At 50.5% G+C, this 25,996-nt stretch carries 22 protein-coding genes; 17 read left to right on the plus strand and 5 right to left on the minus strand.

Features of this window, described 5'->3' with window-relative positions:
• The first annotated feature begins 217 nt into the window (after window positions 1-217).
• From ACSVDI_RS03315 to ACSVDI_RS03340, 6 genes are all read left to right on the plus strand, one after another.
• Window positions 218-1,279, plus strand: a complete 1,062-nt coding sequence (locus ACSVDI_RS03315; RefSeq protein ID WP_457944718.1) for an extracellular solute-binding protein — start codon at window positions 218-220, stop codon at window positions 1,277-1,279.
• Between the two features lie 167 nt (window positions 1,280-1,446).
• Window positions 1,447-2,532, plus strand: a complete 1,086-nt coding sequence (locus tag ACSVDI_RS03320; protein ID WP_457944720.1) for an ABC transporter ATP-binding protein — start codon at window positions 1,447-1,449, stop codon at window positions 2,530-2,532.
• Window positions 2,529-4,199: an ABC transporter permease gene (locus ACSVDI_RS03325; protein ID WP_457944722.1), complete on the plus strand. Its 1,671-nt coding sequence runs from the start codon at window positions 2,529-2,531 to the stop codon at window positions 4,197-4,199. The genes ACSVDI_RS03320 and ACSVDI_RS03325 overlap by 4 nt, the downstream gene beginning before the upstream one ends.
• Before the next feature lie 115 nt (window positions 4,200-4,314).
• Window positions 4,315-6,117: a cache domain-containing sensor histidine kinase gene (locus ACSVDI_RS03330; protein WP_457944724.1), complete on the plus strand. Its 1,803-nt coding sequence runs from the start codon at window positions 4,315-4,317 to the stop codon at window positions 6,115-6,117.
• Window positions 6,095-6,883 (plus strand): response regulator transcription factor, encoded by a 789-nt coding sequence (locus ACSVDI_RS03335; RefSeq protein WP_457944726.1) that lies wholly within the window; start codon window positions 6,095-6,097, stop codon window positions 6,881-6,883. The genes ACSVDI_RS03330 and ACSVDI_RS03335 overlap by 23 nt, the downstream gene beginning before the upstream one ends.
• Window positions 6,884-6,899: 16 nt before the next feature.
• Entirely contained in the window at window positions 6,900-7,499 is a 600-nt protein-coding gene (locus ACSVDI_RS03340) for an HAD family hydrolase (RefSeq protein ID WP_457944728.1), read from the plus strand.
• Between the two features lie 340 nt (window positions 7,500-7,839).
• On the opposite strand, the gene ACSVDI_RS03345 is transcribed toward ACSVDI_RS03340, so the two are convergent.
• Window positions 7,840-8,541, minus strand: a complete 702-nt coding sequence (locus ACSVDI_RS03345; protein WP_457944729.1) for a FadR/GntR family transcriptional regulator — start codon at window positions 8,539-8,541, stop codon at window positions 7,840-7,842.
• 242 nt (window positions 8,542-8,783) lie between these two features.
• On the opposite strand from ACSVDI_RS03345, the gene hypB reads away from it, so the two are divergent.
• From hypB to ACSVDI_RS03365, 4 genes are read left to right on the plus strand one after another with little or no spacing between them, the layout of a single operon-like run.
• Window positions 8,784-9,455 carry a hydrogenase nickel incorporation protein HypB gene (gene hypB / locus ACSVDI_RS03350; RefSeq protein WP_457944731.1) on the plus strand — a complete coding sequence of 224 codons (672 nt, stop codon included), beginning with the start codon at window positions 8,784-8,786 and terminating at the stop codon, window positions 9,453-9,455.
• Between the two features lie 40 nt (window positions 9,456-9,495).
• A complete protein-coding gene (locus tag ACSVDI_RS03355) occupies window positions 9,496-12,183 on the plus strand; it encodes an FAD-dependent oxidoreductase (RefSeq protein ID WP_457944733.1) in 2,688 nt (895 codons plus the stop codon).
• A 4-nt stretch (window positions 12,184-12,187) separates the two neighbouring features.
• The gene (locus ACSVDI_RS03360; protein ID WP_457944735.1) at window positions 12,188-12,529 is read left to right on the plus strand and encodes a hydrogenase maturation nickel metallochaperone HypA/HybF; all 342 of its coding nucleotides are present in this window, start codon (window positions 12,188-12,190) and stop codon (window positions 12,527-12,529) included.
• Between the two features lie 33 nt (window positions 12,530-12,562).
• A complete protein-coding gene (locus ACSVDI_RS03365) occupies window positions 12,563-13,615 on the plus strand; it encodes a DUF5692 family protein (RefSeq protein ID WP_457944736.1) in 1,053 nt (350 codons plus the stop codon).
• A 303-nt stretch (window positions 13,616-13,918) separates the two neighbouring features.
• Here ACSVDI_RS03365 and uxaC read toward each other — a convergent pair whose 3' ends face one another.
• Window positions 13,919-15,325: a glucuronate isomerase gene (uxaC, locus tag ACSVDI_RS03370; protein ID WP_457944738.1), complete on the minus strand. Its 1,407-nt coding sequence runs from the start codon at window positions 15,323-15,325 to the stop codon at window positions 13,919-13,921.
• A gap of 79 nt (window positions 15,326-15,404) precedes the next feature.
• A complete protein-coding gene (locus tag ACSVDI_RS03375) occupies window positions 15,405-16,406 on the minus strand; it encodes a LacI family DNA-binding transcriptional regulator (protein ID WP_457944739.1) in 1,002 nt (333 codons plus the stop codon).
• Between the two features lie 311 nt (window positions 16,407-16,717).
• Between ACSVDI_RS03375 and ACSVDI_RS03380 the strand changes: the two genes are divergently transcribed.
• The 7 genes from ACSVDI_RS03380 (at window position 16,718) to eda (ending at window position 24,267) form a co-directional block, all read left to right on the plus strand.
• On the plus strand, window positions 16,718-18,190 hold the full coding sequence (locus ACSVDI_RS03380; protein WP_457944740.1) for a tagaturonate reductase: 1,473 nt from the start codon (window positions 16,718-16,720) through the stop codon (window positions 18,188-18,190).
• Between the two features lie 13 nt (window positions 18,191-18,203).
• Window positions 18,204-19,679 carry a UxaA family hydrolase gene (locus ACSVDI_RS03385; RefSeq protein WP_457945594.1) on the plus strand — a complete coding sequence of 492 codons (1,476 nt, stop codon included), beginning with the start codon at window positions 18,204-18,206 and terminating at the stop codon, window positions 19,677-19,679.
• Window positions 19,680-20,011: 332 nt separating this feature from the next.
• Complete coding sequence (locus ACSVDI_RS03390) at window positions 20,012-20,707, plus strand: GntR family transcriptional regulator (protein WP_457944741.1); 696 nt, start codon at window positions 20,012-20,014, stop codon at window positions 20,705-20,707.
• 25 nt (window positions 20,708-20,732) lie between these two features.
• Window positions 20,733-21,575: a 5-dehydro-4-deoxy-D-glucuronate isomerase gene (gene kduI, locus ACSVDI_RS03395; protein ID WP_457944743.1), complete on the plus strand. Its 843-nt coding sequence runs from the start codon at window positions 20,733-20,735 to the stop codon at window positions 21,573-21,575.
• A gap of 42 nt (window positions 21,576-21,617) precedes the next feature.
• Window positions 21,618-22,403: a gluconate 5-dehydrogenase gene (locus tag ACSVDI_RS03400; protein WP_457944745.1), complete on the plus strand. Its 786-nt coding sequence runs from the start codon at window positions 21,618-21,620 to the stop codon at window positions 22,401-22,403.
• Window positions 22,404-22,590: 187 nt separating this feature from the next.
• The gene (locus tag ACSVDI_RS03405) at window positions 22,591-23,550 is read left to right on the plus strand and encodes a sugar kinase (RefSeq protein ID WP_457944747.1); all 960 of its coding nucleotides are present in this window, start codon (window positions 22,591-22,593) and stop codon (window positions 23,548-23,550) included.
• A 78-nt stretch (window positions 23,551-23,628) separates the two neighbouring features.
• Window positions 23,629-24,267, plus strand: a complete 639-nt coding sequence (gene eda / locus ACSVDI_RS03410) for a bifunctional 4-hydroxy-2-oxoglutarate aldolase/2-dehydro-3-deoxy-phosphogluconate aldolase (protein ID WP_457944748.1) — start codon at window positions 23,629-23,631, stop codon at window positions 24,265-24,267.
• 84 nt (window positions 24,268-24,351) lie between these two features.
• Here the strand turns inward: eda and ACSVDI_RS03415 are convergent, their stop codons facing one another.
• Both ACSVDI_RS03415 and ACSVDI_RS03420 read right to left on the minus strand, forming a co-directional pair.
• Window positions 24,352-24,633, minus strand: coding sequence for a hypothetical protein (locus tag ACSVDI_RS03415; protein WP_457944750.1), 282 nt, complete (start codon window positions 24,631-24,633; stop codon window positions 24,352-24,354).
• A 135-nt stretch (window positions 24,634-24,768) separates the two neighbouring features.
• Window positions 24,769-25,956: an IS256 family transposase gene (locus ACSVDI_RS03420; protein WP_135661204.1), complete on the minus strand. Its 1,188-nt coding sequence runs from the start codon at window positions 25,954-25,956 to the stop codon at window positions 24,769-24,771.
• Window positions 25,957-25,996: the final 40 nt, after the last annotated feature.

Below are 25,996 nucleotides of genomic sequence, written 5' to 3' on the forward strand. Positions count from 1 at the left end.
ATCATTAAAAATTCTTATTTTCAAGATTATGACCATACGTATTGCACAGTTTTGATGTTAAAAATGATTAATTTTAGTAAATGTGACAAAATACTCAACAAAAGTATAGGATCGTCACATTGTATTTGCTCGGCTGGAATGTAATAATTAAGACACGATAACGCGGGGGATGGAACCCCGGAATTCGAAAATTTTATTAACAGAGGGGACAGAGTGTATGAAAAAGTTTGTCAGCGCACTTTTGGCAGTAACCATGCTTGCCGGCGTGCTTTCCGGATGCGGCAGCTCCGAAAGTGCATCATCGCAGGGACAAAGCCAAGCGGCGTCTGAAGCGCAATCGGCACAGACATCCAATTCCAAGCATGTTACGGTTTATTCTCCACATCCTGCGGATCCGCTGAATGCAGGCATTAAGGAATTTCAGGAAAAGACCGGTATTACGGTGGACCTGGTTGCCGCAGGAACCGGCGAGCTGTTGAAGCGCATCGAGGCCGAAAGCGAAAGCCCGCAATGCGATGTGTTCTGGGGCGGCGGAGCGGACTCCCTTGCAGCGTACAGCAAGTATTTTGAAAAGTTTACACCCGAAGATATCGACAACATTGATAAGCAATATGTCAGCGATGACGGCCTTTGGACCGGCGAATCCCCGCTACCGATGGTCATTATGTACAACAAAAAGCTGGTCGGCGAGAACGACGTGCCGAAGGGCTGGGGCGATTTGATTAATGAGAAGTTCAAAGGAAAAATCGCTTATGCGGACCCGGCGAAATCCGGTTCTTCCTACACCATTATGTGCACCATGCTGACCGCGTTCGGCAAGGACGATGGCAAGGGCTGGGATTTTATGAAGAAGTTTGTTGCGAACCTGGACGGAAAGATCCTCGGCTCCTCCGGCGATGTTTATAAGAAGGTTTCCGACGGCGAATACAGTGTTGGTTTGACTTTGGAAAAAGAAGCGATTAAATATGTTCAGGCCGGCGCAGACGTTGGCATTGTCTATCCGTCAGAAGGTACCTCCGCTGTTCCGGATGGCATTGCACTTGTTAAGGGCTGCAAGAACAAGGAAAACGCCGAAACCTTCATGAACTTCGTGTTAAGCAAGGAATGCCAGACCATGATGGCAACCGACTTTGCTAGAAGAGGCGTAAGACTGGACAGCCAGGTTCCGGAAGGACTTCCGCCGATGAAGGATGTGAAACTGGTAAACTACGATTTCAAATGGGCTTCCTCTCAGAAAACAGAGCTTATGGAAAAGTGGAAAGAGATCGTTGTCGGCTGATTAATGTGTTGAAACGGTCCCGATAAGTTTCGTGCGATCCGTTCGCGTGCAGGCGTTAAAAGCATATGGGCGCCTGCACGCTTTCTATCATACGGCAAAACCGGGCAGCGCCTATGCTCGCCGCCGAACGCGTGTGCAACAGTGTATGTTAAAAGGGGTTGAACAGATTGAGCCATAGTGTAAAAATTTGTAACGTAGTGAAACGGTACGACGATTTTGTTGCGGTAAACGATATTTCATGTGAGATTAAACAAGGTGAATTTTTTACTCTTCTGGGTCCTTCGGGCTGCGGAAAAACCACACTGCTTCGAATGATTGCAGGATTTAATACAATTGACGGTGGAAAAATTTATTTTGACGACAAAGTAATTAATAATATAGAAGCCTATAAGCGCGATATTGGAATGGTGTTCCAGAACTACGCCATTTTCCCACACATGACGGTTTTTGACAACGTTGCTTATGGACTGAAAGCACGCAAAGTACCGAAAAGTGAAATCGAGCCAAGGGTATTGAAAGCCCTAGACCTAGTGCAGATTATGAATCTGAAGGACAGAAAACCGTCCGAACTTTCAGGCGGCCAGCAGCAGCGCGTTGCCCTTGCCAGAGCAATCGTCATTAAACCTGGTGTTCTGCTGATGGACGAACCGCTTTCCAATTTGGACGCTAAGCTGAGAGTCCAGATGCGTACCATTATCCGTAAGCTGCAAAGGGATTTGAATATCACTACCATCTATGTTACGCATGATCAGGAAGAAGCGCTTGCTATTTCCGACCGGATTGCAATCATCAACTCCGGCCGCATTATGCAGGTCGACACGCCGGCAACCATTTACAAAAAGCCGCAGAATACTTTTGTTGCAGGGTTCATCGGCACTTCCAATTTCATGGATGGCAAAATCGAGCAGATTGGCCCCGACGGAGTTGCCCGCATTAAGCTGGATGCCGGGTTTGAGTTTTCGATCAAGCTGAAGAAAAAATATGAGGGCCGCGTGAAGATTTCGGTTCGCCCGGAACAGTTTATTATGAACGACAGCGGGGAATCCGGGCTGCCCGGTGAAATTCAGATGTACACCTTCCTTGGTGACTTTGCCAACTATGAAGTAAAACTGAAAAACGGGCAGATCATTCAGGCCAACGAATACACAAAGGATATTGATTTTGTCCGGGAAATTGGCCATAAAGTGAACCTGGGCTTTAATCCGGAAAAAGTCAGCATATTTAACGAAGAGGGAACGGAGGTGCTTTCATGAACGCTGAAAGTGCCCCCCGCAGAAACCTTACAAAATATTTTAATTTCTGGAACTTTGTAAAGTACGGTTCCCTCCTGTTGCTGCTTGTATTTTTGGTTTATCCATTTTTCTCCGTTATCATTCACAGCTTTCTTGACAGCGACGGCGGATTTACTCTGGCATCTTATAAAACCTTTTTTACGAAGCCGTATTACTACCGCACCCTGTGGAACAGCCTTGCAACTTCCGGCCTTTCTACCATTTTTGCGGTTTTGCTCGGTGTTCCCCTTGCCTACATAACTACCCGTTTTAACGTGTACTGGAAAAAGTGCATCAACATGCTGATCATCATGTCGCTGATGTCGCCTCCGTTTATCGGTGCCTATTCCTGGATTATGCTGCTTGGCAGAAACGGCCTCATTACAAATCTGTTTGCCAAAATGGGCATTACCACCCCGCCGATTTACGGCTTTGGCGGAATTGTTCTGGTGTTTACGTTAAAATTTTTCCCGTATGTTTACCTGTATGTTTCGGGAGCAATGTCGAGCATCGATCGTTCCTTGGAAGAAGCCGCTGAAAACCTCGGCTCCAGCAAACTGAAACGAGTTCTGACCATTACCATGCCGGTTATTATGCCGACCCTCGCCGCCGGTGCGATTATGGTATTTATGTCGTCCCTGGCAGACTTCGGCACCCCGATGCTGATTGGCGAAGGCTACAAGGTACTTCCCGTTCTTGTTTATGAGGAGTACATGAGCGAAATGGGCGGCAACGCCAACATGGCCGGCGCGCTCAGTGTGGTCATTATCTGCTGCTCCACGGCCGTCCTTCTGATTCAAAAATATGTGGTAGCGCGCAAGAATTACGTTATGACGGCGCTTCGTCCCCCGATTGTGGAACAACTGACCAAGGGCAAACGGATTTTGCTGACCGCACTCTGCATGCTGGTTGCTGTGATCGCGTTTTTGCCGCAGATTGTTGTTATTGTAACGTCCTTCATCAAGACCAACGGACCTATTTTCGTGCAGGGCTTCGGTTTGGAAAGCTATGAAAAAATCTTCTACAAGCTTTCCAAAAATATTACGAATACGTTCCTGTTTGCCATCATTGCGATTGTCATTATTATTGTGTTTGGTATGCTTCTTTCTTACCTTGTGGTAAAGAAGAAGAGCAAAATCAGCAGTGCGCTGGATCTGCTTTTGATGTTCCCTTATGTTATTCCTGGCGCTGTTCTTGGTATCAGCATGCTGGTTGCCTTTAACAAGAAGCCGCTCATGCTTTCCGGCACCGCCATTATCATGATCATCGCTTATGTCATTCGCAAGATGCCTTATACCATTCGTTCCAGCAGTGCGTTGCTGTATCAGATTGACCCAAGCATTGAGGAGGCTTCCATTAACCTTGGGGTATCCCCAATGAAGACTTTCTTCAAAATTACAGCCAGAATGATGGCGCCCGGCGTTTTGTCCGGCGCAATCTTAAGCTGGATTACCACCATCAACGAGTTGAGCTCCAGCATTATGCTGTACAGCGGAAAAACGGCAACCATCTCGGTTGCAATTTATACCGAAGTGGTTCGTTCTAGTTTCGGAACCGCTGCAGCGCTGGCGTCAATTCTGACGGTCACCACAATTTTGTCACTGCTGCTCTTCAACTGGGTCAGCAAAGGAAAGGTTTCCGTAATTTAATTTCATTCGAGCAGGGGAGCGAACAGCAAGTCGCCCCCCTTGCTTCTGTTGAGGAATCCTGAAATTCACGGACTCGTTGTATAATGGAGCTGATGAATTTTAAGTGGGTGAAGATATGCGCTCGGAAAGAAAGGGAAAAATCAGTTTTTTCTCTCGGCTTTTTATTTGCTTTGCGGTCATCAGCATTGTTCCCGTTGTGGTGTTGGGTACGCTTACTTACACCATTTCGTCGAATGTTTCCATGCGGAACGTGGAGGATCAGTCGTATAAAACCGTTCATAATGCAACAGTGAGTCTGGATCGGGTCATTGGGGAGTACCGGTCCGCGCTTTCTTATTTCTGTACGGATGATGACATGATCAATCAAGTAAGCAGCTCGACCATTACCCAGGCAAACCGAACGAGTATCTACCAGAAGATGTACATTCTGCTGGCGGGCAAGTCGACCAAAGTGGCGATGCATCTGATTAAGGCGGATGGGTCATTTCAGCTGTCCACCTCCGACATACCGGATGTTTATAATATTCGGAACCACAGCGATTGGGGTGTGTTCCGCAAACTGAATGCATCCCCCGGCACGGTCACTTATTCGAATCATTATATTTCGAAAAGCGGAAAAAGCTATTGCATGGCAGTGGCAAACAGTATTATGAAGGACGGTAAGGTGATTGCGTACGCTATTATCGATATTCCGTCGGATGTATTCCAAACCGCGCTGGATACGGTGAATGTATCGCTTCCGGTCCGCTATGCGGTGGTGGATGAAAACAACTACTTTTTATACGATGAAATATTCAGCAGCCAGAACGTAAGCTTTCTGAATACGGATTTGCGCAACCAAATGCTTCAGGCAGGGGAAAATAGACACATTTATTTGGAAAAACCGAAACAGATTCTCTCGTGGGACGTAACGGCGGGTGACTATCCGATTCGGGTTATCTCCTCGGTTCCGGTTGAGCTGGTGGTCATCAACAGCAACTACATTATGGAAACCGCCATTGCGGTTGCGCTGGGTTCCATTATCTTGTGTGTGCTGATTTCCCCTATGCTTGTGCGCCGCCTGACCAAACCCTTGAACACGATTGTCCACACGATGAACAAGGTTCAGAACGGCGACACCGATGCGCGTGTTGATGTACATAACGACGATGAGTTCGGCTATATTGGACGGAGCTTAAATGCCATGCTCGACCGCCTGAACGAACTGTTTACCACGAATCTGGAAAAGCAGAACCGGCTGCGCCTGGCAGAACTGAAATCGCTGTATTCCCAAATTAATCCTCATTTTCTTTACAATACACTGGATTCCATCAAGTGGCTTGCCAAACTGAACGGCGTGGACGACATTGTGCTGATTGTTTCCCAGCTTGGAAAGCTTTTAAAATACAGCATCCGAAATCAGAAAGAATCCGTCCAGATTTCGGAGGAAATCGGACTGGTTGGAAGCTACCTGTCCATTCAAAAGATACGATATGACGACAAGTTCGACGTTTCCATTCAGGTCCATGACGACATTATGGACTGTTATGTCCCGAAGTTCATTATTCAGCCGATTGTGGAAAATGCGATTATCCACGGAATTGAGGACAAAATTGGGAAGGCGCATTTGGCCATTCGCGGCTGGCACGAGGAAAACCGAATTATTTTCGAGGTAGAAGACAACGGCGTGGGAATCAGCGAAGAAAAGCTGAACCAGATTATGCAGTCCGCTCACGCAAAATCGCTCGACAGTGACAGCATTGGCATTGCAAACGTAGATAAGCGGATCAAGCTGTACTACGGCGAAGATTACGGACTGGATATTCAAAGCCAGGAGAATGTTGGCACCATCACACGGATTACAATGCCTTTTTCAACTTTACCACTTGGAAATGAAACTGTAGGGGGTTCCGAAAATGATTCGAGTAGTAGTCGTTGAAGATGAGATTCTGGTTAAGAAAGGCTTAATTTTGACCACGGATTGGCAGAAGTATGGCTGTGAAGTTGTGGGGGAAGCTTCTAACGGCATGGAAGGGATCCGCGAAATCAGCCGCATCCGGCCCGATATTGTTATTACCGACGTTCGTATGCCGGGCCTGGACGGAATTCGTATGATTGAGCAGGTTAAGTCGAACGGTATTAAGCCGGAGTTCGTGATTATCTCCGGTTACAGCGAATTTGAGTACGCCCGACAGGCGGTGAAACTTGGGGTCCGTGATTATTTGATTAAACCAATAGATGACGACGATCTGGATGCGGCGCTGAAAAACACGTGCCAAGCGGTGCGTGATAAGCAGCGTATCGACAAAATAGAGAATAAAATGAACGATATGTCGGACAGCCGCATTATGTTATTTAAAGAGTACCTGCTGGACGGAAAGAAAGACAACAACTATGTTGCGCTTGCGGTAAAGCATATCAGCTTAAACTACCAGAAGGATATCAGCGTGAAAAGCGTGGCGGACAGTCTTTTCATCAGCGAAAGTTATTTAAGCCGCCTGTTTAAAAACGAGGTCGGGCAGACGTTCGGCGATTATTTGACCTATTATCGGATTAAGAAAGCTTGCGAACTTCTGAAAAGACCAAAGGAGAAAATTTACGAGGTAGCCAATCAGGTGGGATATAAGGATCAGCGTTACTTCAGTTTGATTTTCAAAAAGCTGGTAGGCGTTACACCAAAAGAATTCCGGGAGAAACTGGATTAGAAAGGCTGTTGGAATTATGATAAAAAATATAGTATTCGATATGGGAAACGTTTTGCTGGCATACACTCCGCAGGAGTACATGAAGACGATTACATCGGATGAGGCGGCTGCGGCCGCCGTTCTGAAGGAACTGTTCCAGGGGGAAGAGTGGCGGCAGCTCGACGAGGGCACCATCACGGAGGAGGACGCCGTACGGCAGGTAAGCGCCAGAATTCCCCAATATGCCGCATCTGTGCAAAAGGCGATGGACAACTGGCATTCTGATTTGACGCCGATGTGCGGGATGCCGGAAATCATCAAAGCCCTAAAGCAGAACGGCTACGCCATCTATTTGCTGTCTAATACCAGCCTGCGTTTTTTCCAATATCAGAACAAGGTCGAAATGTTCCGGTACTTTGACGGGTTCCTTGTTTCGGCAAAGGAAAAGCTTCTCAAGCCGGACCCTGCCATTTTCCAATGCCTGTGCGAACGGTACCACCTGGTTCCGGACGAGTGCCTGTTTATTGATGACCTGCAGACGAATATTGATGGTTCGGAAAAAGCAGGGTTTCATGGCCACCGGTTTCAGGGGGCGGAGGAATTGCTCAAGTACCTTCAGGCAAACCACATCCTCTAATGGACTTGGAAAAGTTCCGCGCGGCATGAAAACGCCGGCGCCGAGGTGCAGTTTAAGGATAAAAAGGATAGAAAGCCGGGGATTCCCGCCTCTCTTTCTAGAGAGAGCAGGGGAATCCCCGGCTTTCTATGTTTTGGGGTTTTCCCGGTTCCACTGATTCCGCCGCCGTACGGAAAACCAAATCGCGGCTGCCCTAGGGAACCACGGATAAAACAATTCATAAGCCGTGAAGACCGGTCATTTTACGACTTTGAATTGTTCCCTGTGATTCCAAGGAACCGATGATCCCATGGAACAATGATTCCTTGGTATCTATGGATTTCTTGGAATAATGAGTTCCTTAGTAAATCTGTTGGCATCCGTGGATGGCGCTATCAAGATGCTCGTCCGTGCAGCGCCGGGCAGCTTCCCGGTCGCGCGCAAAGACGCAGTCCGCGAGGGAACGCGTGTTGTCGGAAAGGGCGTCCGTTCCAAAGCGCCGGCAAAACCGCAGCCAGAGCTGGGTGACAACGGGTTTAAATGAGACGTAGATGAGTGGCAGAATGCTGTTGTTACCCACAACGGCTAGTTCATGGTGGAAAGCAAAAGCGGCCTCGATGGTTTCATCCACCGAGCCGGCCGTTTCCACATTTGCCACAAGTTGCTGAAGACGGTCCATGTCCTCGTCGGTAGCCGCTTCTATGGCGGCATCCGTGGCCAAGTGTTCGAGTGCCCTGCGAACCTCTAAAATGGAGCGGATTTCATCGCGGCCAAGCGTTTCACTGTGATATTCCATAATGGCATTCAGCGTGCTGATGTTGCCGTTACGACCATAATCAGCCACAAAAACGCCTTGCCGCGGGCGTATTTCAAGAAAGCCCTGCCGTTCCAGTTCCGTAAGGCCGCTGTTAACCACGGTGCGGCTTACCTGCATTTGCTGTGCAATTTCCCGTTCCGTCGGAAGCTGTGTGCCAATCGAAAGCTGCCCGGACAGAATGTTTTCACGAATCTGGCGAACAAACAGTTCCTTTAAGCTGGGAGCACTAAGCTTTTTGAATTCCATGGAAACGTCCCCTTTGGCTGTGGTATGACCAAAACCAGACATATTTTACCATACAGCTTTACTGAAATCAAGAGTTGGTTTTTGTGTATAAGCATAATTTTTAGCTGAGATTATTGCGATATTATGTGTACTTGTTATAATGTTGTCAACAAATGTAAAGCAATAAAAATTATTTGGCCTGTCCACAGTTCCGGGCATACCAAAACGAATTCTTCACAAGATGGGAGCGTGAACAAGAAACTATGAACGGATTTAAAGTGCTTCAGGTCCGGCAGAGCGTTTTCGCGGACAATGACCGACGAGCGGAGCAGCTCAGGCAGGAACTGAAAACACAAGGGGTCTTTCTGCTGAACCTGATGTCCAGCCCGGGCGCAGGAAAAACGACGCTGCTTTCCCGCACCATTGAATCCCTGAACGGAAAGCTGAAAATTGGCATAATGGAAGCGGATATTGATTCGGACGTAGATGCGAGAACGATTGAAGGCTTTGGCGCGAAGGTCATTCAGCTGCATACAGGCGGCATGTGCCACCTTGACGCGGAAATGACCCGGCAGGGGCTGGAGGCGCTTGGAACCAATGACGTGGAGCTGGCCATTCTGGAAAACGTCGGCAATCTTGTGTGCCCGGCGGAATTCGATACCGGCGCGGTCAAAAAGGCGATGATACTCTCCGTACCGGAGGGCGACGACAAGCCGCTCAAATACCCGCTGATTTTTTCCGTGTGTGACGTGGTCCTGATTAATAAAATCGATGTTCTTCCGTATTTTGATTTCGACATGGAACGCTGCGCCGCCAACATCCGGATGCGCAATCCCGCGGCGAAAATCATCCCGGTCTGTGCGCGCACGGGTGAGGGAATCGATGCGTGGACCGACTGGCTTTGCAATGAGGTAACCGCATGGCAAAAACCGTAAACCGGTTTTGAAAACTATTGGAGGGAAGGAAAGCGATAACATGGCAGAACTAAGGCCGAAAATTGTGAAACTGGCGAAAATGGTGGGCGGCGTTGCCGGCATGATGAATAAGATTGACGAGAACGCTCCCGAGTATTATGCCCTGAACGCCGTTGTTACGGACGACATGGCCGATGTTGCGCTCGCAATCGGGCTGCGGCAGCCGCGTACGCTCGAATATATCGTGGAGAAGTGCGGCAAATCCCGAGAGGAAACCCTTGCACTGCTTGCAAAGCTGACGGAAACCGGCGTTTGTAAGGTCTGGACGGACAAAGAAGACGGCAGGGACCGCTACTTTGTGAATATTTTTGCGCCCGGTATGCTTGAAATGATGGTGAATAACCGCGAGCAGCTGGCGGCTCATCCTGAAATCGGCAAAGCATTTGAGGAATACACCCGCAGGCGGCTTGCCCCAATGGCGGCCCTTTTCCCAGAAGGACTTGCCATGATGCGCGTTATCCCGGTGGAAAGCGCAGTGAAAGATCTCCCGGAAACCCAACCTTGGGAACGCCTTTCCTACTATCTTGACAAATATGACACCTTCAGCGTGTCGGACTGCTCCTGCCGCCAGTCCCGCCGGGTGCTGAATGAGGGCTGCGGTCATCTGGAAAAGGAGATCTGCATTCAAATGGGAACCGGAGCGGAGTATTACATACGTACCGGCCGCGGGCGGCAGGTCAGCCGCGAGGAAGTTGAGCAGATTTTAAAATTTGCCGAGGACAATGGCCTAATGCATGAAATGCCCCACACAGACGGTCTGGGAGAATCTGCGGCAATCTGCAACTGCTGCGGCTGCGCCTGCTTTTCCATGCGAATCGCAACGCTTTTTAAAACCCCGGATGCCATCCGTTCCAACTTCAGTGCTGTGGTGGATGCGGAAAAGTGCGTGGCCTGCGGCCAATGCGTTGAAAACTGCCCGACGAATGCGCTGAAACTGGGGCGGCGGCTTTGCGCCAGGGAACCTCTCCCGGTGCGCGCAGAACGTACCGCGCGGGACCATGTGTGGCGCGAAAAGGACTGGAACAAAGACTACCGTGAGAACCGGGAGGATGTCGCTGAAGAGGGTACGTCTCCTTGCGAGACCGCCTGTCCAGCGCACATTGCCGTTCAGGGATACATCAAGCTGGCGGCGCAGGGCCGCTATCGCGAAGCGCTGGAGCTGATTAAAAAGGAGAACCCGTTTCCTGCTGTCTGCGGCCGCATTTGCCCGCACGGCTGCGAAAGTGAGTGCACCAGAGGCGATATTGACGAGCCGATTGCCATCGACGAAATTAAAAAGTTTATCGCAGACCGGGAATTAGACAGCGCCGTACGGTATATTCCGCCCATGCGTTACCATCTGGGCAACAAGGTCGCGATTGTAGGAGCCGGCCCGGCTGGGCTTTCCTGTGCCTACTACCTTGCGATTGACGGGTATCATGTGACGGTATTTGAAAAACAGAAAAAATTAGGCGGAATGCTCGCGCTGGGCATTCCTTCTTTCCGGCTTGAAAAGGATGTGTTAAACGCCGAGATTGATGTGCTGCGCCAAATGGGCGTTGAGTTTAAAACCGGACTTGAAGTTGGCCGGGACGTTACCCTGGACGAACTGCGCCGTCAAGGCTACGAAGCGTTCTATCTTGCCATCGGTGCGCAGGGCGGACGCAGACTTGGAATCGACGGGGAGGACGCGCAGGGCGTTATTTCCGGTGTTGATTTTCTGCGTGAAGTCAACCTTGGGCACGCCGTAAAGCTTTCGGGAAAAGTCGTCGTCATCGGCGGCGGCAACGTAGCCATCGACGTTGCGCGCACTGCGGTGCGGGAAGACGCAGAGTCCGTTGCTCTGTACTGCCTGGAAAGCCGGGAGGAAATGCCTGCGCTTGATGAAGAGATTGAAGAAGCGGAGCGGGACTCCGTTGCATTCCACAACGGCTGGGGGCCAAAACGGATTCTTACGGAGAACGGAAAAGTCACCGGTGTAGAGTTTAAGCGCTGCGTTTCCGTGTTTGACGGAGAGCATCGCTTTGCTCCGAAATACGATGAGCAGGACACCAAGATTGTTCCGGCGGACACCGTGCTGCTGTCCATCGGGCAGTCCATTCAATGGGGAAGCTTACTGGAAGGAAGCCGGGTGCAGCTGAATCGGGGCGGCACAGCAAAGGCCGACAGCCTGACCCTCCAGACGGACGAACCGGATGTTTTTGTGGGCGGCGACTGCTTAACCGGACCTAAATTTGCCATCCACGCCATTGCCGCTGGAAAAGAGGGCGCGATTTCGATTCACCGCTTTGTACAGCCCGGCCAGACGCTGACCCTGGGCCGTGACCGGCGGAATTATCACGCTTTTGACAAGTCTAATCTTGCCGTACCGCTCCTCAGCTTTGACAACACGCCCCGTCAGAAAGCCAGCCATTCCTCAGCGAAAAAAGACCGCTTTGCGGATGATCGGCTTACCTTTACGGAAGAACAGCTGAAAAAGGAAACCGAGCGCTGCCTTGGCTGCGGCGCGGTTCAGGTAGATAGCTACATGTGCGTGGGGTGCGGAATGTGTACGACGAAGTGCCGGTTTGATGCAATCCGCTTGGAACGCCGCTATCATTCCGTTCCCGATACATATGAAAAACTTCCCTTTAAAATTGCGGCCAACGCCATCCAGCGCAGCGGAAAAATTGTGGTCACCTCGGTGAAAGAACGGCTTGGGAAGGGATGATTCCATGCATGAATTGGGCATTCTCAGCTCGTTGGTTCATACCATAGAAAAAATCGTAACCGAGGAAGGACTTACCGAGGTCGAAAAAATCGTCATCGAGGTCGGGGAGCTTTCCGGAATAGTCCCACGCTATATTGAGCAGTGCTATCCTGCCGCCGTTTATAAAACTTTTATGGAAAAGACTGCGCTTGAGCTGGTCACGGTACCGGGAATTGTGAAATGCCGGGATTGCGGGCTGGTGTTCAATGCCGCGGCAAATGACCTTCGCTGCCCGGACTGCAGCGGGCAGAATCTGGAAATCCTCGAGGGCAACGATATGATTGTCAAGGAACTCGTCTGCCGGTAAACCGGCAGCGCATATAATAAGGAGGAATCTTCTATGTTTGTATTTTATGAAGGCATTCCCACCGTATTGGTACTCCTTGTCTGGCTTTGTGTGTTCGTCAGCCTCTTTGTGCTCAACGAGGTGGGCCGCCGCTTTAAATGGGTTGGGTTCAGCTTCTTTGTCATTCTGCCCGTTGTACTGACAGTACTGTGGCTGACCGCTTTTCGCGGCAGTGCTTACATGGACTGGTTCCACTTGGCAAAGGTTTATTCCTCAACGGCGGGCTGCATCGGTTTCTGGTGTATCCGTCATGTAAAGGGGCTGTCTAAAAATAAGATTGCCTTATGTTTTCCTCCACTCATCCTCGCCATTAATATCTGCGAGGCGGTTGTACGCGACTTTCAGGTTGGCCAGTACACCACCCCGGTGGTTGAATATGCCAATAACCAAATCCAGTACTACATTGGCGGCTCATGGAACTATATGAACGGAATTGCCGGCATCCTTAACATTCTTACCATTACCGGCTGGTTCGGTATCTGCATCCGTACCGTGACCGAAAAGGATAAAAGCCGCGACATGCTGTGGCCGGATATGCTTTGGTTCTGGATTATTGCGTATGACCTTTGGAATTTTGCGTATACCTACAACTGCCTGCCGACCCATGCGTGGTACTGTGGCCTGGCGCTGCTTTTGGCACCAACTCTGTGTGCGTTCACCGTGGGGAAGGGTGCATGGCTGCAGCACCGTGCGCAAACCCTGGCTTTGTGGTGCATGTTTGCGCAAACGTTCCCTTCTTTCCAGGACGCGAGCCACTGGATGGTGCAGTCCGCGGCCAGCCATTCCATCGCGCAGGAGGCGGTAATACAGGGGCTACTTGCTCCGGACGGATACACCATGAACGCCGCCCCTGGCATCTACACAGTTGCCTCAGCTTCGCCGGATACCACGGCGCTTTTTGTGGTAAGCCTTTTGGCGCTGCTTGCGAATGCAGCGGTCTTTGTTTATATGATTGTTCATATTGCGAAGACAGGGCGCAACCCCTATGCTTCTGAACTTTATACCGACCTTACGGCGCACGCCAGAGTCAAAAAGCTTGCGGCATAAGGCGAAATTTTTCCGCGTTGCTTGCGGTAAAATGTGAATTAAAAAAGAGGTACCGCGAAATGAATCTAAATTCATTTCGCGGTACCCTTATTTTGATGAGACAAGATGATTGCTTTTTACTGCTTCGCCTTGTGAAATTTAAACTGGCGTGAAGTCTTCTGTTGTATAAATTTATCGGAAGCACCCGGCCTACGGCTCCGGGAAAGCCGTTACCCGTTTGCACACACTCGCTGGACAGAACTTCCTACTGTGGTGGTTTCTCCGGAATGAAAAAGCAAAGTTCCTGTCGCTAACTGTTTTCCATCAGACGGAAAATCCGAAATAGCGGATCGCATTATTATAGGAAATATCCTGAACCATTTGCCCAAGCGCTTTCATGTCGCAGGGGTATTCGCCGTTTTCCACCCAAGTGCCGATCAGGTTGCAGAGGATGCGGCGGAAATACTCATGACGGGTATAGGAAAGGAAGCTGCGGGAATCGGTCAGCATACCCACGAAATTGCCAAGTACGGAAAGGCTGGCAAGGCTGGTGAGCTGATCGATCATGCCGTTCTTGGTGTCATTGAACCACCAGGCAGCGCCGTGCTGGATCTTGCCCGCTGCCTCGGTGCCCTGGAAGCATCCGATCACGGTATCAAGGTAAGCGTTGTCATTCGGATTCAGGGAATAGAGAATGGTCTTCGGAAGGCTGTTTTCCTGATTCAGCACGTCGAGCAGCTTGTAAAGTCCTTTGCCGCCCATTTCCGGAGAAATGCAGTCAAAGCCGGTGTCCGGGCCGAGCTTGTTGAACATTAAGGTGTTGGTGTCGCGTGCGGTGCCGTAATGGAACTGCATGACCCAGCCGCGTTTGGCATACTCGTGTGCAAGGAAAATCAGTACCGCATATTTGTATTCGTCCACTTCCTGCGCGGAAAGCGCTTTTCCGGCAAGACCGGCTTCCAGAATTTGATTCAGTTTTTCTTTGGAAGCGGGGGCGTAAATAACCTCGTTCAGGCCGTGGTCGGAAGCTTTGCAGCCCATTTTTTCAAAATAATCCAGCCGATTGCTCAGCGCTTTGCAAACATCGTCAAATTTCGAAATGGTGACGCCGGAAACCTCCGCCAGCTTGTCCATATAAGCGGCAAAGGTGTCCTTTTCAATATTCATGGCTTTGTCGGGGCGCCATGCGGGAACTACCTTCACTTTGCAGGACGAGTCGGACTGAATCTGCTTGTGGTATTCCAGTGTGTCCACCGGGTCGTCTGTGGTGCAGATCAGGGTGACCTTGGACTGATCAATAATGCCGCGTACACTCAGGGCATCCGATTTTAGCTTTTCATTGCAAAGGTTCCAGACCTCTTCTGCGGTATCCCCGTTCAGAACGCCATTGTAACCGAAATACTTTTTCAGTTCCAGGTGAGTCCAGTGGTACAGCGGGTTGCCGATTGCCTTTGTCAGGGATTCGGCGTAAGCCTGGAATTTTTCGCGGTCGCTTCCGTCGCCGGTAATATATTTCTCATCGACGCCGTTGGAGCGCATCATTCTCCATTTGTAATGGTCGCCGCCGAGCCAGACTTGTGTAATGTTTTCAAATTTGCGGTTTTGCGCAATTTCCGCCGGGTTTATGTGGCAGTGATAATCGACAATCGGCATTTGTTCCGCATATTCGTGGAACAGTTTTTTTGCAGTTTCGTTGGAGAGCAGGAAATCCTTATCCATAAATTCCTTCATTGTGAGTGTCCTCCTTAATAATGTATCGGTAAATCATTATCGGGTAGAATAATGATTATCGTATCAGTTTCCAGCGCGATTATACATGGGGAGTAGAGTCCATACGAAATGTTTCCCGCTCTGTAAGCTGTGCGGAAAGAAGAATTTTGTGCGGCGCCGGTTTGCCATCCAGAAGATCCATCAGCAGATTGACCGCGGTGGGACAGAGTGTGTCTAACATATTATCCACGCTGGACAGGGAGGGGGAAGCACATTGTGCCAAAACAGAGTTGTTGAAGCCAATAATCGGCAGAGTCAGTCCCCTGCCCGCGAGCGCCTTTTGTGCGCCCACTGCCAGCAGATCTTCGGAAGCGAGCACAGCATCGAATGATTCTCCGTTTTCCAGCAGGGACTTCACCTTGCTGCGTACTTCCTCTAGATTTTTGTTCACCTGAACAGCCAGAAGATCTTCTTCGGGAAGCCCACAGCTGCGCCAGCCTTCCCGGTAGCCGGCAAGCTTTTGGCAGCCGCTGTAAGTCAGTGTATCATATAAATACAGAATCCGGCGGCTTCCCTGCCGGTAAAGTAGTTCCACATTGCGGGTGAGCGCCTCCTTTTCGTCGCAGAGAACGCAGTAGACATTCGGCAGTTCCACAAGACCGTTGATGATAACCACGGGAACCTGTTTGGATGCTGCGCCAATGTGAGAGTTATCCGTATTTTCCTGAAAGGCAGAGCCGATTAGAACGACGGCGTCCACGCGCTTTTGCAGCAGTAGTTCCAGATACTTTTTTTTGTCCTCCAGCCGGCTGCCCGTACAGCAGAGCAACACGTCAAACCCGTGGCGGCGCAGGTTGCCCTCCACCAGGGAAACGGCTTTGGCATAAAAGGTGTCGGAAACGTCCGTACAAAGGATACCGACCATTTTCATTGTATTCAGGCCCAATCCCCGCGCAAATGCATTTGGGGTGTATGCTTCCTCCTGCATAACGGAGAGCACTTTTTCGCGGGTTTTCTGACTTACGTTTTTGCCGCCATTCAACACGCGCGATACGGTGGCAATCGAAACTCCGCTGCGCTGGGCAATGTCATAAATGTTCATAATCAGGGTGATCCTTTCGGACCGGCCAAACGTTTTGACCGGCGCTGGCTTGCGGAATTCTGCGGTGTGCCAAACCGCCCGTCGAAAAATATGATTTTCAATTAATATCTAATATTGATTTTATATACGGATATCTTCATATTTTTCACATACAATAATGTAAGCACTTTCATCCAAAATTATAACATTATGCACCAATAAAATCAATACTAACTAAATTTTTTTATTTATTGGATAGTCTATTGACTTTTAAAAGCGACGTGATAGAATACGTAATTGTAAGCACTTACAATTTTACAGGAGGAGACACCATGAAAAAAATTAATGAGCTCTATACTCGTATAGAAAGACCGATTAAAGTGGTTCAGTTCGGCGAGGGAAACTTCCTGCGCGCCTTTGTGGATTATATGATTGACGTTGCAAACGAAAAGGGCGTTTTTAACGGTGATGTTGCGATTGTAAAACCGATTCCATTCGGTAGCCTGAATCGGTTTCATGAACAGAATAATCTTTACACCGTATCCATGCGCGGAAAGATGAATGGCAAAAAGTACGAGGAAAACCGTGTGGTTACTTCTGTGCAGAAAGTGGTCGACAGCGGCGAGGAGTACGGCGATTTCATGGCTTTGTCTCACCTGGATTCCCTCCGCTTTGTGGTTTCCAACACTACGGAGGCTGGCATTGTGTACGACCCGGAGGATCGATTTGAAGCGGAGCCGCCGAAATCTTACCCGGGCAAGCTGACCAAGTTTCTGTATGAGCGTTTCCGTCATTTCAACGGCGCTGCGGACAAGGGCCTGATTCTTCTGCCGGTGGAGCTGATTGAAAACAACGGCGGCAAGCTGAAGGAATGCGTGCTGAAGCTGGCCGACCAGTGGAAGCTCGGTGCGGAATTTACCGCCTGGGTGAAAGAAAATAATATTTTCTGCAGTACATTGGTAGACCGCATTGTAACCGGCTACCCGAAAGCAGAAGCTGAAAAGCTTTGGGAACAGCTCGGCTATGAGGATGATTTGCTGGATACCTGCGAGCCGTTTGCCCTTTGGGTGATTGAAAGCGAAAAGGATATTTCTGCGGAATTCCCGCTGGATAAGGCAGGGATGCACGTGGTGTTCACCAAGGACCAGCGCCCGTTCCGTGAGCGTAAGGTCCGCATTCTGAACGGCGCCCATACGGCAACGGTGCTTGCTTCGTACCTGATGGGCAAGAATATTGTTCTGGACTGCATGGAAGACAGCCTCATCCGCAGCTATATGGACACCATTGTGATGAAGGAAATCGTTCCAACTGTAAAACTGCCGCGGGAAGAGGCGGTTGCTTTCGCAAATTCCGTATTCGAGCGGTATGAAAATCCGTTTGTGAAGCACGAACTGCTCTCCATTGCTCTGAACTCTGTTTCCAAGTGGAAAGCCAGAATTCTGCCGACTTTCCGTGATGTTTACCAGGCAACCGGCAAGATCCCGCGTCTGCTTACTTTCTCATTTGCGGCGCTGGCAGCGTTTTATACCTCTGATAATCTGAAGGATGGAATGCTGGAGGGCACCCGCGACGGCCAGCCTTATCCGATCCGCGATGACAAGGCGGTTCTGGACTTCTTTGCCGCGAACAGCAAGTCCCTGCCAACCCGTGAATTCGCCCAGCTGCTGGCGGGTAAGAAGGAATTCTGGGGCGAGGACCTGAACCAGTACAAGGACTTTACCGATACCGTTGCCAAAGATCTGGAACGTTTGAAGAAGGACCCGATTTCTGCCATGGCGTCTGTCATGGATGAAATCAAAGAGTAAGAGGTATTCCATGATTAGTAAAATTTATCGAATTCATACATCCGATAATGTTGCAGTGGCAATCGAACCGATTTCCAAAGGGGAGACGGTTGGGGAACAACTGACCGCGGCGGAGTACATTCCGGCCGGTCATAAGATTGCGCTGAAAAAAATCCCCGCCGGGGCGGATATTGTAAAATACGGGTTCCCCATTGGCACCGCGGTCCGGGATATCCTGCCCGGGCAATGGGTGCACACCCATTGTGTGGCAACAAAGCTGGGCGGCCTGCTGAAATATGAATATCATCCGAACGGCAAACCGCTTAAGCCGATTGCTCCGAAAACCTTCATGGGTTACCGCAGGGCGGACGGCAGCGTTGGCATCCGTAACGAGGTCTGGATTATTCCAACCGTTGGGTGCGTGAGCGCGATTGCCAAGAAGATTGAGGAAGAATCGCAGCAGTTCAAGACGGACGCGCTGGACGGAATTACGGCGTACAGCCATCCGTACGGCTGCTCCCAGCTGGGCGACGACCAGCTGAATACGCAGAAAGCGCTCTGCGGCCTGATTCGCCACCCGAACGCCGGCGCAGTGCTGGTGCTCGGCCTTGGCTGCGAAAACAATAACCTGGACGAATTGAAAAAGGTTTTGGGCAGCTGGAATCCTGACCGAGTCAAGTTTATGAACTGCCAGGACCACGAAGATGAGGTGAAAGCTGCGCTTGTACTGATGCGCGAGCTGTGCGCCTATGCTTCCTCCTTTACTCGGGAGGAATGCAGTGCTTCCGAACTGATTGTAGGCCTGAAATGCGGTGGTTCCGACGGCTTTTCCGGCATCACGGCGAATCCGCTGGTGGGTTCCTTCTCCGACCGCCTGATTGCACAGGGCGGCAGCACCATTTTGACGGAGGTTCCCGAAATGTTCGGCGCGGAAACCATCCTGATGAACCGGTGCGAAAACGAGGAAGTTTTCCACAAGACCGTGGATTTGATTAATAACTTTAAATCTTATTTTATGCGCTACGGACAAGAGATTGACTCCAATCCGTCACCCGGCAACAAGGCGGGCGGCATCACTACGCTGGAGGACAAGTCACTCGGCTGTGTGCAAAAAGGTGGTACCGCTTTGGTGCGGGACGTTCTCCGCTATGGCGATCCACTGCAAAAGAAAGGGCTTAACCTTCTGCAGGGCCCCGGCAACGATCTGGTGGCGGCGACGGCGACTGCAGTTTCCGGCGCGCATATGGTTTTGTTCACCACTGGGCGGGGCACACCGTTCGGGTGCCCGGTTCCGACTCTGAAAATTTCCAGCAATACCGCGCTGAAAGAGAAGAAGAGCAAGTGGATTGATCTGGATGCGGGTCGGCTGCTTTCCGGCGCTTCGATGGAGGAGGTTACCGACGAACTGTTTGATTTGGTTCTGCGTGTGGCTTCCGGCGAAGCACAGGCAAAATCCGAAGCGCTTGACAAGCGCGACGTGGCAATTTTCAAGGATGGCGTAACGCTGTAATGGGTGGCAGCCGCAAGATGTAGGGATTCCTTTCATTTTACGGCTGCCATTTTTTCTATCGATTTGGTTTTGAGCAGGACCGCGAAGTCTGGATGAGAGCAAGTCATAGCCTGCTGTTTTTAGGCAGAATTTGCAGAAACAGTCTTTGTACCGGAATACCCCGGAACTGGAATGGGATGCTAAGAAAAAGCAAGCTGAAGACTCCGTTTTAAAAATATACAAAATGGCAGCGTGAAATTCTTGCTTGTATCCAAATTGCATTTTTGAATACAACGTGGTAATCTGGATACATAGGAAAGAAATCACACCACAAGATATAAGGGGTATGCTAATTGGAAAATATTCCGGTAAACAGCAGCGAATATATTTATCGGTGCTTGAAGGAAGAAATTCTCCATTTAAAATTGAAGCCGGGGCAATCCATCAGTGAAAACGAACTATGCAAACGCTTTTCGGTGTCACGCACGCCGATTCGTTCGGTTATGCAGCGCTTGAGCGGCGAAGGGCTTATGAATATCGTTCCTTATAAAGGTTCGTTTGTGGCACTGCTGAATTTTAACGACATCGAACAGATCATCTACATGCGCATTGCTGTGGAGAGCGCCGTCCTGCGTGATTTTATTCCTCTCTGCACGCCTCTGCTGGAAGAAAAACTGCGCTATATCATCCGGAAGCAAATGGTGCTGATGGAAGAGAAAGACCTTGATATGAGCCGATTTTATGAGTTGGATTCGCAGTTTCACGAGGTATGGTTCAAAACGGCAGGGCACAATATGCTTTGGGAACTGATTCAGAAATCCGAGGTCGATTACACTCGGTTCCGCATGCTGGACATTGTGGCGGTGCAGAACCTGCCCGCTATAATTGAAGAGCACAAGGAACTGTTTCAGCTGATTCACGAGCGCCGTCCCGAAGGAGTACAGCCCCTGATTGAAAAGCATCTCAACGGCGGAATCCACCGCCTGCAGACCCGTATTCACACCGAACTCCGGGATTACTTCCAGCCGGAATCCGGTACAGACGAATAAATTAAACCGAAAAGGAGAGTTTAAAATGGACATTCGCTATTCTGCCAATCAAAAGGATTTTCAGCGTTACACCACTGAGGAAATCCGCAAGGAATTTTTGATTGAAAACCTTTATCAACCTGACCAGGTGGTTGCTGTCTACTCCCATGTGGACCGCATGGTAACCCTGGGGTGCATGCCGGTAAAGGAAACCGTCTCCATTGAAAAAGGAATTGACTGCTGGAAAAACTTTGGGACAAACTATTTCCTGGAACGCCGTGAAATCGGTATTTTCAATATCGGCGGCGACGGCGTGATTCAGGCGGACGGGGTTTCCTACGACATGGGCTTCGAAGACTGCCTGTATGTAACCAAGGGCACCAAGCAGGTTCTGTTTTCCAGCAAAGACCCGAACAAACCGGCTAAATTCTACATGGTTTCCGCACCGGCACACAAAGCCTGCAAAACCACATTTATTTCCATTAAGGACGCAAACAAACGCCCGCTGGGTTCCACAGAAACCGCGAACAAGCGCGTCATCAACCAATTTATTCACCCTGATGTGCTGGAAACCTGCCAGCTTTCCATGGGAATGACCTGCCTGGAACCGGGCAGTGTTTGGAACACTATGCCCTGCCATACGCATGAACGCCGTATGGAAATCTACACGTACTTCAATATTCCGGAAGGAAACGTGGTATTCCACATGATGGGCGAAGGCAATCAGACCCGCCACATTGTGATGCAGAATGAGCAGGCGGTCATCAATCCTTCTTGGAGCATTCATGCTGGCTGCGGCACCTCCAACTATACGTTCATTTGGGCCATGGGCGGCGAAAATCAGGCCTTCGATGATATGGACGACATTGCCAACACAGATTTACGGTGATCTTTTTTAGTATAATTTAGATAGAAGAAGGAGAGAACAATTATGATTTCAAATGAAAGCTTTCGCCTGGACGGAAAAGTCGCGCTGGTAACCGGCGCTTCCTATGGCATTGGTTTTGCCATCGCCTCCGCTTATGCCAATATGGGTGCAACCATTGTGTTTAACGACATTAAGCAGGAATTGGTGGACAAAGGGCTTGCCTCTTACAAAGAAGCAGGGATCAATGCACACGGCTATGTCTGCGACGTAACGGACGAAGCCGCGGTTCAGGCTCTTGTCAAAAAGATTGAGGAAGAGGTTGGCACCATTGATATTCTGGTGAACAATGCCGGTATCATCAAGCGTATCCCAATGCTGGAAATGGAAGCAAAGGACTTCCGTCAGGTGATCGATGTTGACCTGAACGCGCCGTTTATTGTTTCCAAGGCGGTCATTCCGGGTATGATCAAAAAAGGCCATGGCAAGATCATCAACATCTGCTCCATGATGAGCGAACTTGGCCGTGAAACGGTCAGTGCTTATGCAGCTGCAAAAGGCGGCCTGAAAATGCTAACCCGGAACATTGCTTCCGAATACGGCGAGTATAATATTCAGTGTAACGGTATTGGACCTGGATACATTGAGACTCCGCAAACCGCTCCGCTGCGTACTCCGGACCATCCGTTCAATAAATTCATTATTTCCAAAACTCCGGCAGCGCGCTGGGGCAAGACGGATGACCTGATGGGACCTGCCGTTTTCCTTGCTTCGGACGCATCTAATTTTGTAAACGGACACATTCTGTATGTGGATGGCGGTATCCTCGCATACATTGGCAAACAACCCTGATCTTATCCTGATCCGGGGGTAAGATGGTAAAATGGTTCGGACCGGGCCGGGTATTTCCCTGCCCGGCCCGAACCATCTAAGCAGCCGTTGATTCAAGCAGTTCCCCAACGCCGCTCCATCTGTGTTTTCGCGGCTTTTGACTGCCGTCTTCGACGGAATCACCGGTTACTAACAGGAGGGAAATCTTTTGGGTAAAAAACTTCTTTTGGTCGGCGAACCGATGGGCCTCTTTATCGCGCAGGAGGAAGCATCGCTGGAGGATGTAGCGCATTATTCCGCCGCCGTAGCCGGTGCGGAATTCAACGTTGCCGTCGGCCTTTCGCGCCTTGGCCATTCGGTGGGTTACATGACCAAATTGGGCAATGACCCATTTGGTCACCGGATTGTCAAGACGATGAAGCAAAACGGAATCGGGACCTCCCTGATTACTTACAGCGACGACCGTTCCACCGGATTTATGCTGAAAGGTAAAACCAGCCACGGCGATCCGGAAACCTTTTATTTCCGCAAAAATTCCGCTGTTTCCACCATTTCCGTGGAAGATGTGGAAAAAGTGGATCTTTCTGAATACGGGTACCTTCATATGACGGGAATTTTACCCTCACTGTCAAAAACAACGCAGGAAGCGGCACACCACCTGATGAAGCGCGCGAAAGAAGCTGGTCTGACGATTTTTTTTGACCCGAACTTGCGCCCAAGCCTTTGGCCGGACACGTCCACCATGGTGCGGGAACTGAACCGCCTGGCGGAGCTGGCGGATTATGTTCTGCCCGGCTGCAAGGAAGGAAAAATCCTTTGCGGAACGGACGACCCGAAAGCGATTACCGAATTTTACCTGGCGCGCGGCGCAAAGGCGGTCATAGTAAAAACCGGACCGAAAGGTGCCTATGCTGCAACCAAAGAAGGTGGGTTCCAGTCCCCCGCGTATCCGGCGGAAAAGATTGTGGATACCGTGGGTGCGGGCGACGGTTTCGCCGCTGGAGTGATCAGCGCGGTGATGGAAAACCTTCCTCTGGAGGAAGCGGTTCGCCGCGGCAACGCCATTGGTACGATTCAGGTTATGAGTGTGGGCGACAATGAAGGACTGCCCACACGGGAAAAGTTGGAACGTTTTATGCGGGAAAACAAACAGGAATCCGTCGATTAAGAGGGCGGAGGTTCAAACGGTTGATTACGGATGCGGATTCAAAGCAAAATCCGTATCATACGAAAGGGTGGCTTATCAATGAGTGATTTTTTTACAGAACTGCATGAGGTTGGCATTGTCCCCGTTATTAAAATGGATACTGCGGAAAACGCAGTACCGCTGGCTAAGGCGCTGCAGGCGGGCGGTCTGCCCGCTGCGGAAATTACCTTCCGCAGCGAAGCGGCGGAAGCATCCATCCGCGCCATTGCGGAAAGTGTGCCCGGCATGTGCGTGTGTGCCGGAACGGTGCTGAATGTGGAAAACGCACGCCGTGCGGTGGAAGCGGGCGCAAAAGCAGTAATCAGCCCCGGTACCAATCTGGAAGTGGTGCGCTGGTGCGTGGAACATCATGTTCCGGTTATTCCGGGCTGCGCTACCCCGACCGAGGTGGAAGCCTGCATGCGGGAAGGCCTGAAGACCGTAAAGCTGTTCCCGGCGGAAGTTGTGGGCGGCGTAAAAATGCTGAAAGCACTTGCCGGCCCTTACGCAGGCATGAAATTTATGCCGACCGGCGGCATCAGCCTTGCCAATGCGAAGGATTACCTTCTGCTGAAAAACGTCGTCGCGTGCGGCGGCAGCTGGATTGTCCCCGGAAATCTGCTTGCGGAAAAACGTTTTGACGCGATTGAAAAGCTCGCGGCGGAAGCTGCTCAGTTAAGGGACAGCGTCCGCAGCTGATTCCTTGTACTAGTAAGAAAACAGCCGTGGCCCATTGGCAAATGGGTCACGGCTGTTTTTGTTGTGTGGGAACTCCTAGTTGCGTTACCGGCTATGCAGTGCAGATGGTTCGCGCAAGGGGAAACGGGTCAGTGGATATTCCCCGGTGACGGGGTTTTGGTCGCGGTATTCCGCGCGCACCACGCAATGTTCCGTGTAAAGAATCGCGTATCCGCGGCGGACACCGTCCGGAGAACGGGTCAGGTCTTCCTGTTCCAGCCGCTTCACGGCACGAAGCAGTTCCGGGTCGTTCCGGCGAAGAACGGGTGGTAGTTTGCCGGAAGCGTTCGTGGCCAGACGGTCGCATACCATACAGTCACGCAGCACAAAGGGGTCCACCCCGTTCTGCCCGCTGAAATAACGGAAAACAAGTTCCGTGTAATCGTCCAGCGAAATTTTCTGGGTTCCTTTTGCTGGGCTATGTCAAGAGAAGTTCGCAATTTGGGGACTCCACGAAATGAATTAAGCTGCGCTTAGCAGAAGTGTCTGAATCGATTTGGGATTCAAATATGCTCTGGAAACGGACCAGTCTTCAGCGTATTCCATGAGATATGTTGTAACCAACCGCAGATAGGAATCTTTGTTTGGGAATATCCCGACGACGTTGGTTCTGCGCCGGATTTCCTTGTTCAGCCGTTCCAGCATATTGGTCGATGAGATTTTACGGGCATCAAGCTCGGGGAATGCATAGAAAGCCAGTGAGTCCTCCAGCCCGTCTTCCAGAAGCTCGATTGCTTTGGGAAACCGCTTCCCATATTGCTCCGACAACTGTTTTGCGCGCTGTCGCGCTAATTGGACGGAAGGCGCCAGCCAGATTTCTTTCAGTTGGACCGCAAAGGATTCTTTTTCTTTCTGCGGTATATGGGCCAGAATATTTCGCATGAAATGCACTTTGCAGCGTTGCCAGGATGCGCCGGGAAAACTTTCTCGGATGGCGGCAATCAGCCCTTTGTTCGCATCGGAAACCACCAGCAGCGGTGTTTTCAAGCCGCGATCCAAAAGACTTTGAAACAACTGGGAATAGCTCTCTTTGGATTCGTCCAGCATCGGCTCCACGGCGAGAATGTCCCTGTGCCCTTGCTCGTTGACGCCGCAGACAACCATCACCGCCATGCTGACGACACGGCCATCCATACGGACTTTTTCGTACAGGGCATCCGTCCAAATGACAGGATAACGAGTATCCGTCAGAGAACGGTTGCGAAATTCCTGTACCTGTTCATTGAGCCCTTTTGTCATCTCACTGACCTGACTGCGGGAGAGGTTCTCTATCCCCAGACTGTGAGCCAACTTTTCCATCTTCCGTGTGGACACGCCCTGCACGAATGCCTCCTGAATAACCTGTACCAGCGCCGCCTCGCTGCGTTTGCGTTCCGTGACAAAGAACGGGATATATCCATGGCTGCGCAGCTTTGGCACCATGAGATACATCGTCCCTACGCGAGTATCCAGCCTCCGGGGACGATATCCGCAGCGGTAGTCGCTTCGAGACGGATTATGCGCATTCTTTTCCGCTCCCACAAGGCCGGAAACCTCCGCCTCCATCAGTTGAGCGCAGAGCCATTCCAGCATACTGAGCATCGGGTCGGGCTCCGCCATACATTTCAGTAGCAATTCCGTAAGATCTGTGTTATTCTTTCCTTGAGTCATTGGGGCCAACTCCTTCTTTGAATGTCTTGACACCATTCAT

The organism is Caproiciproducens sp. LBM24188 (genome assembly GCF_054130445.1).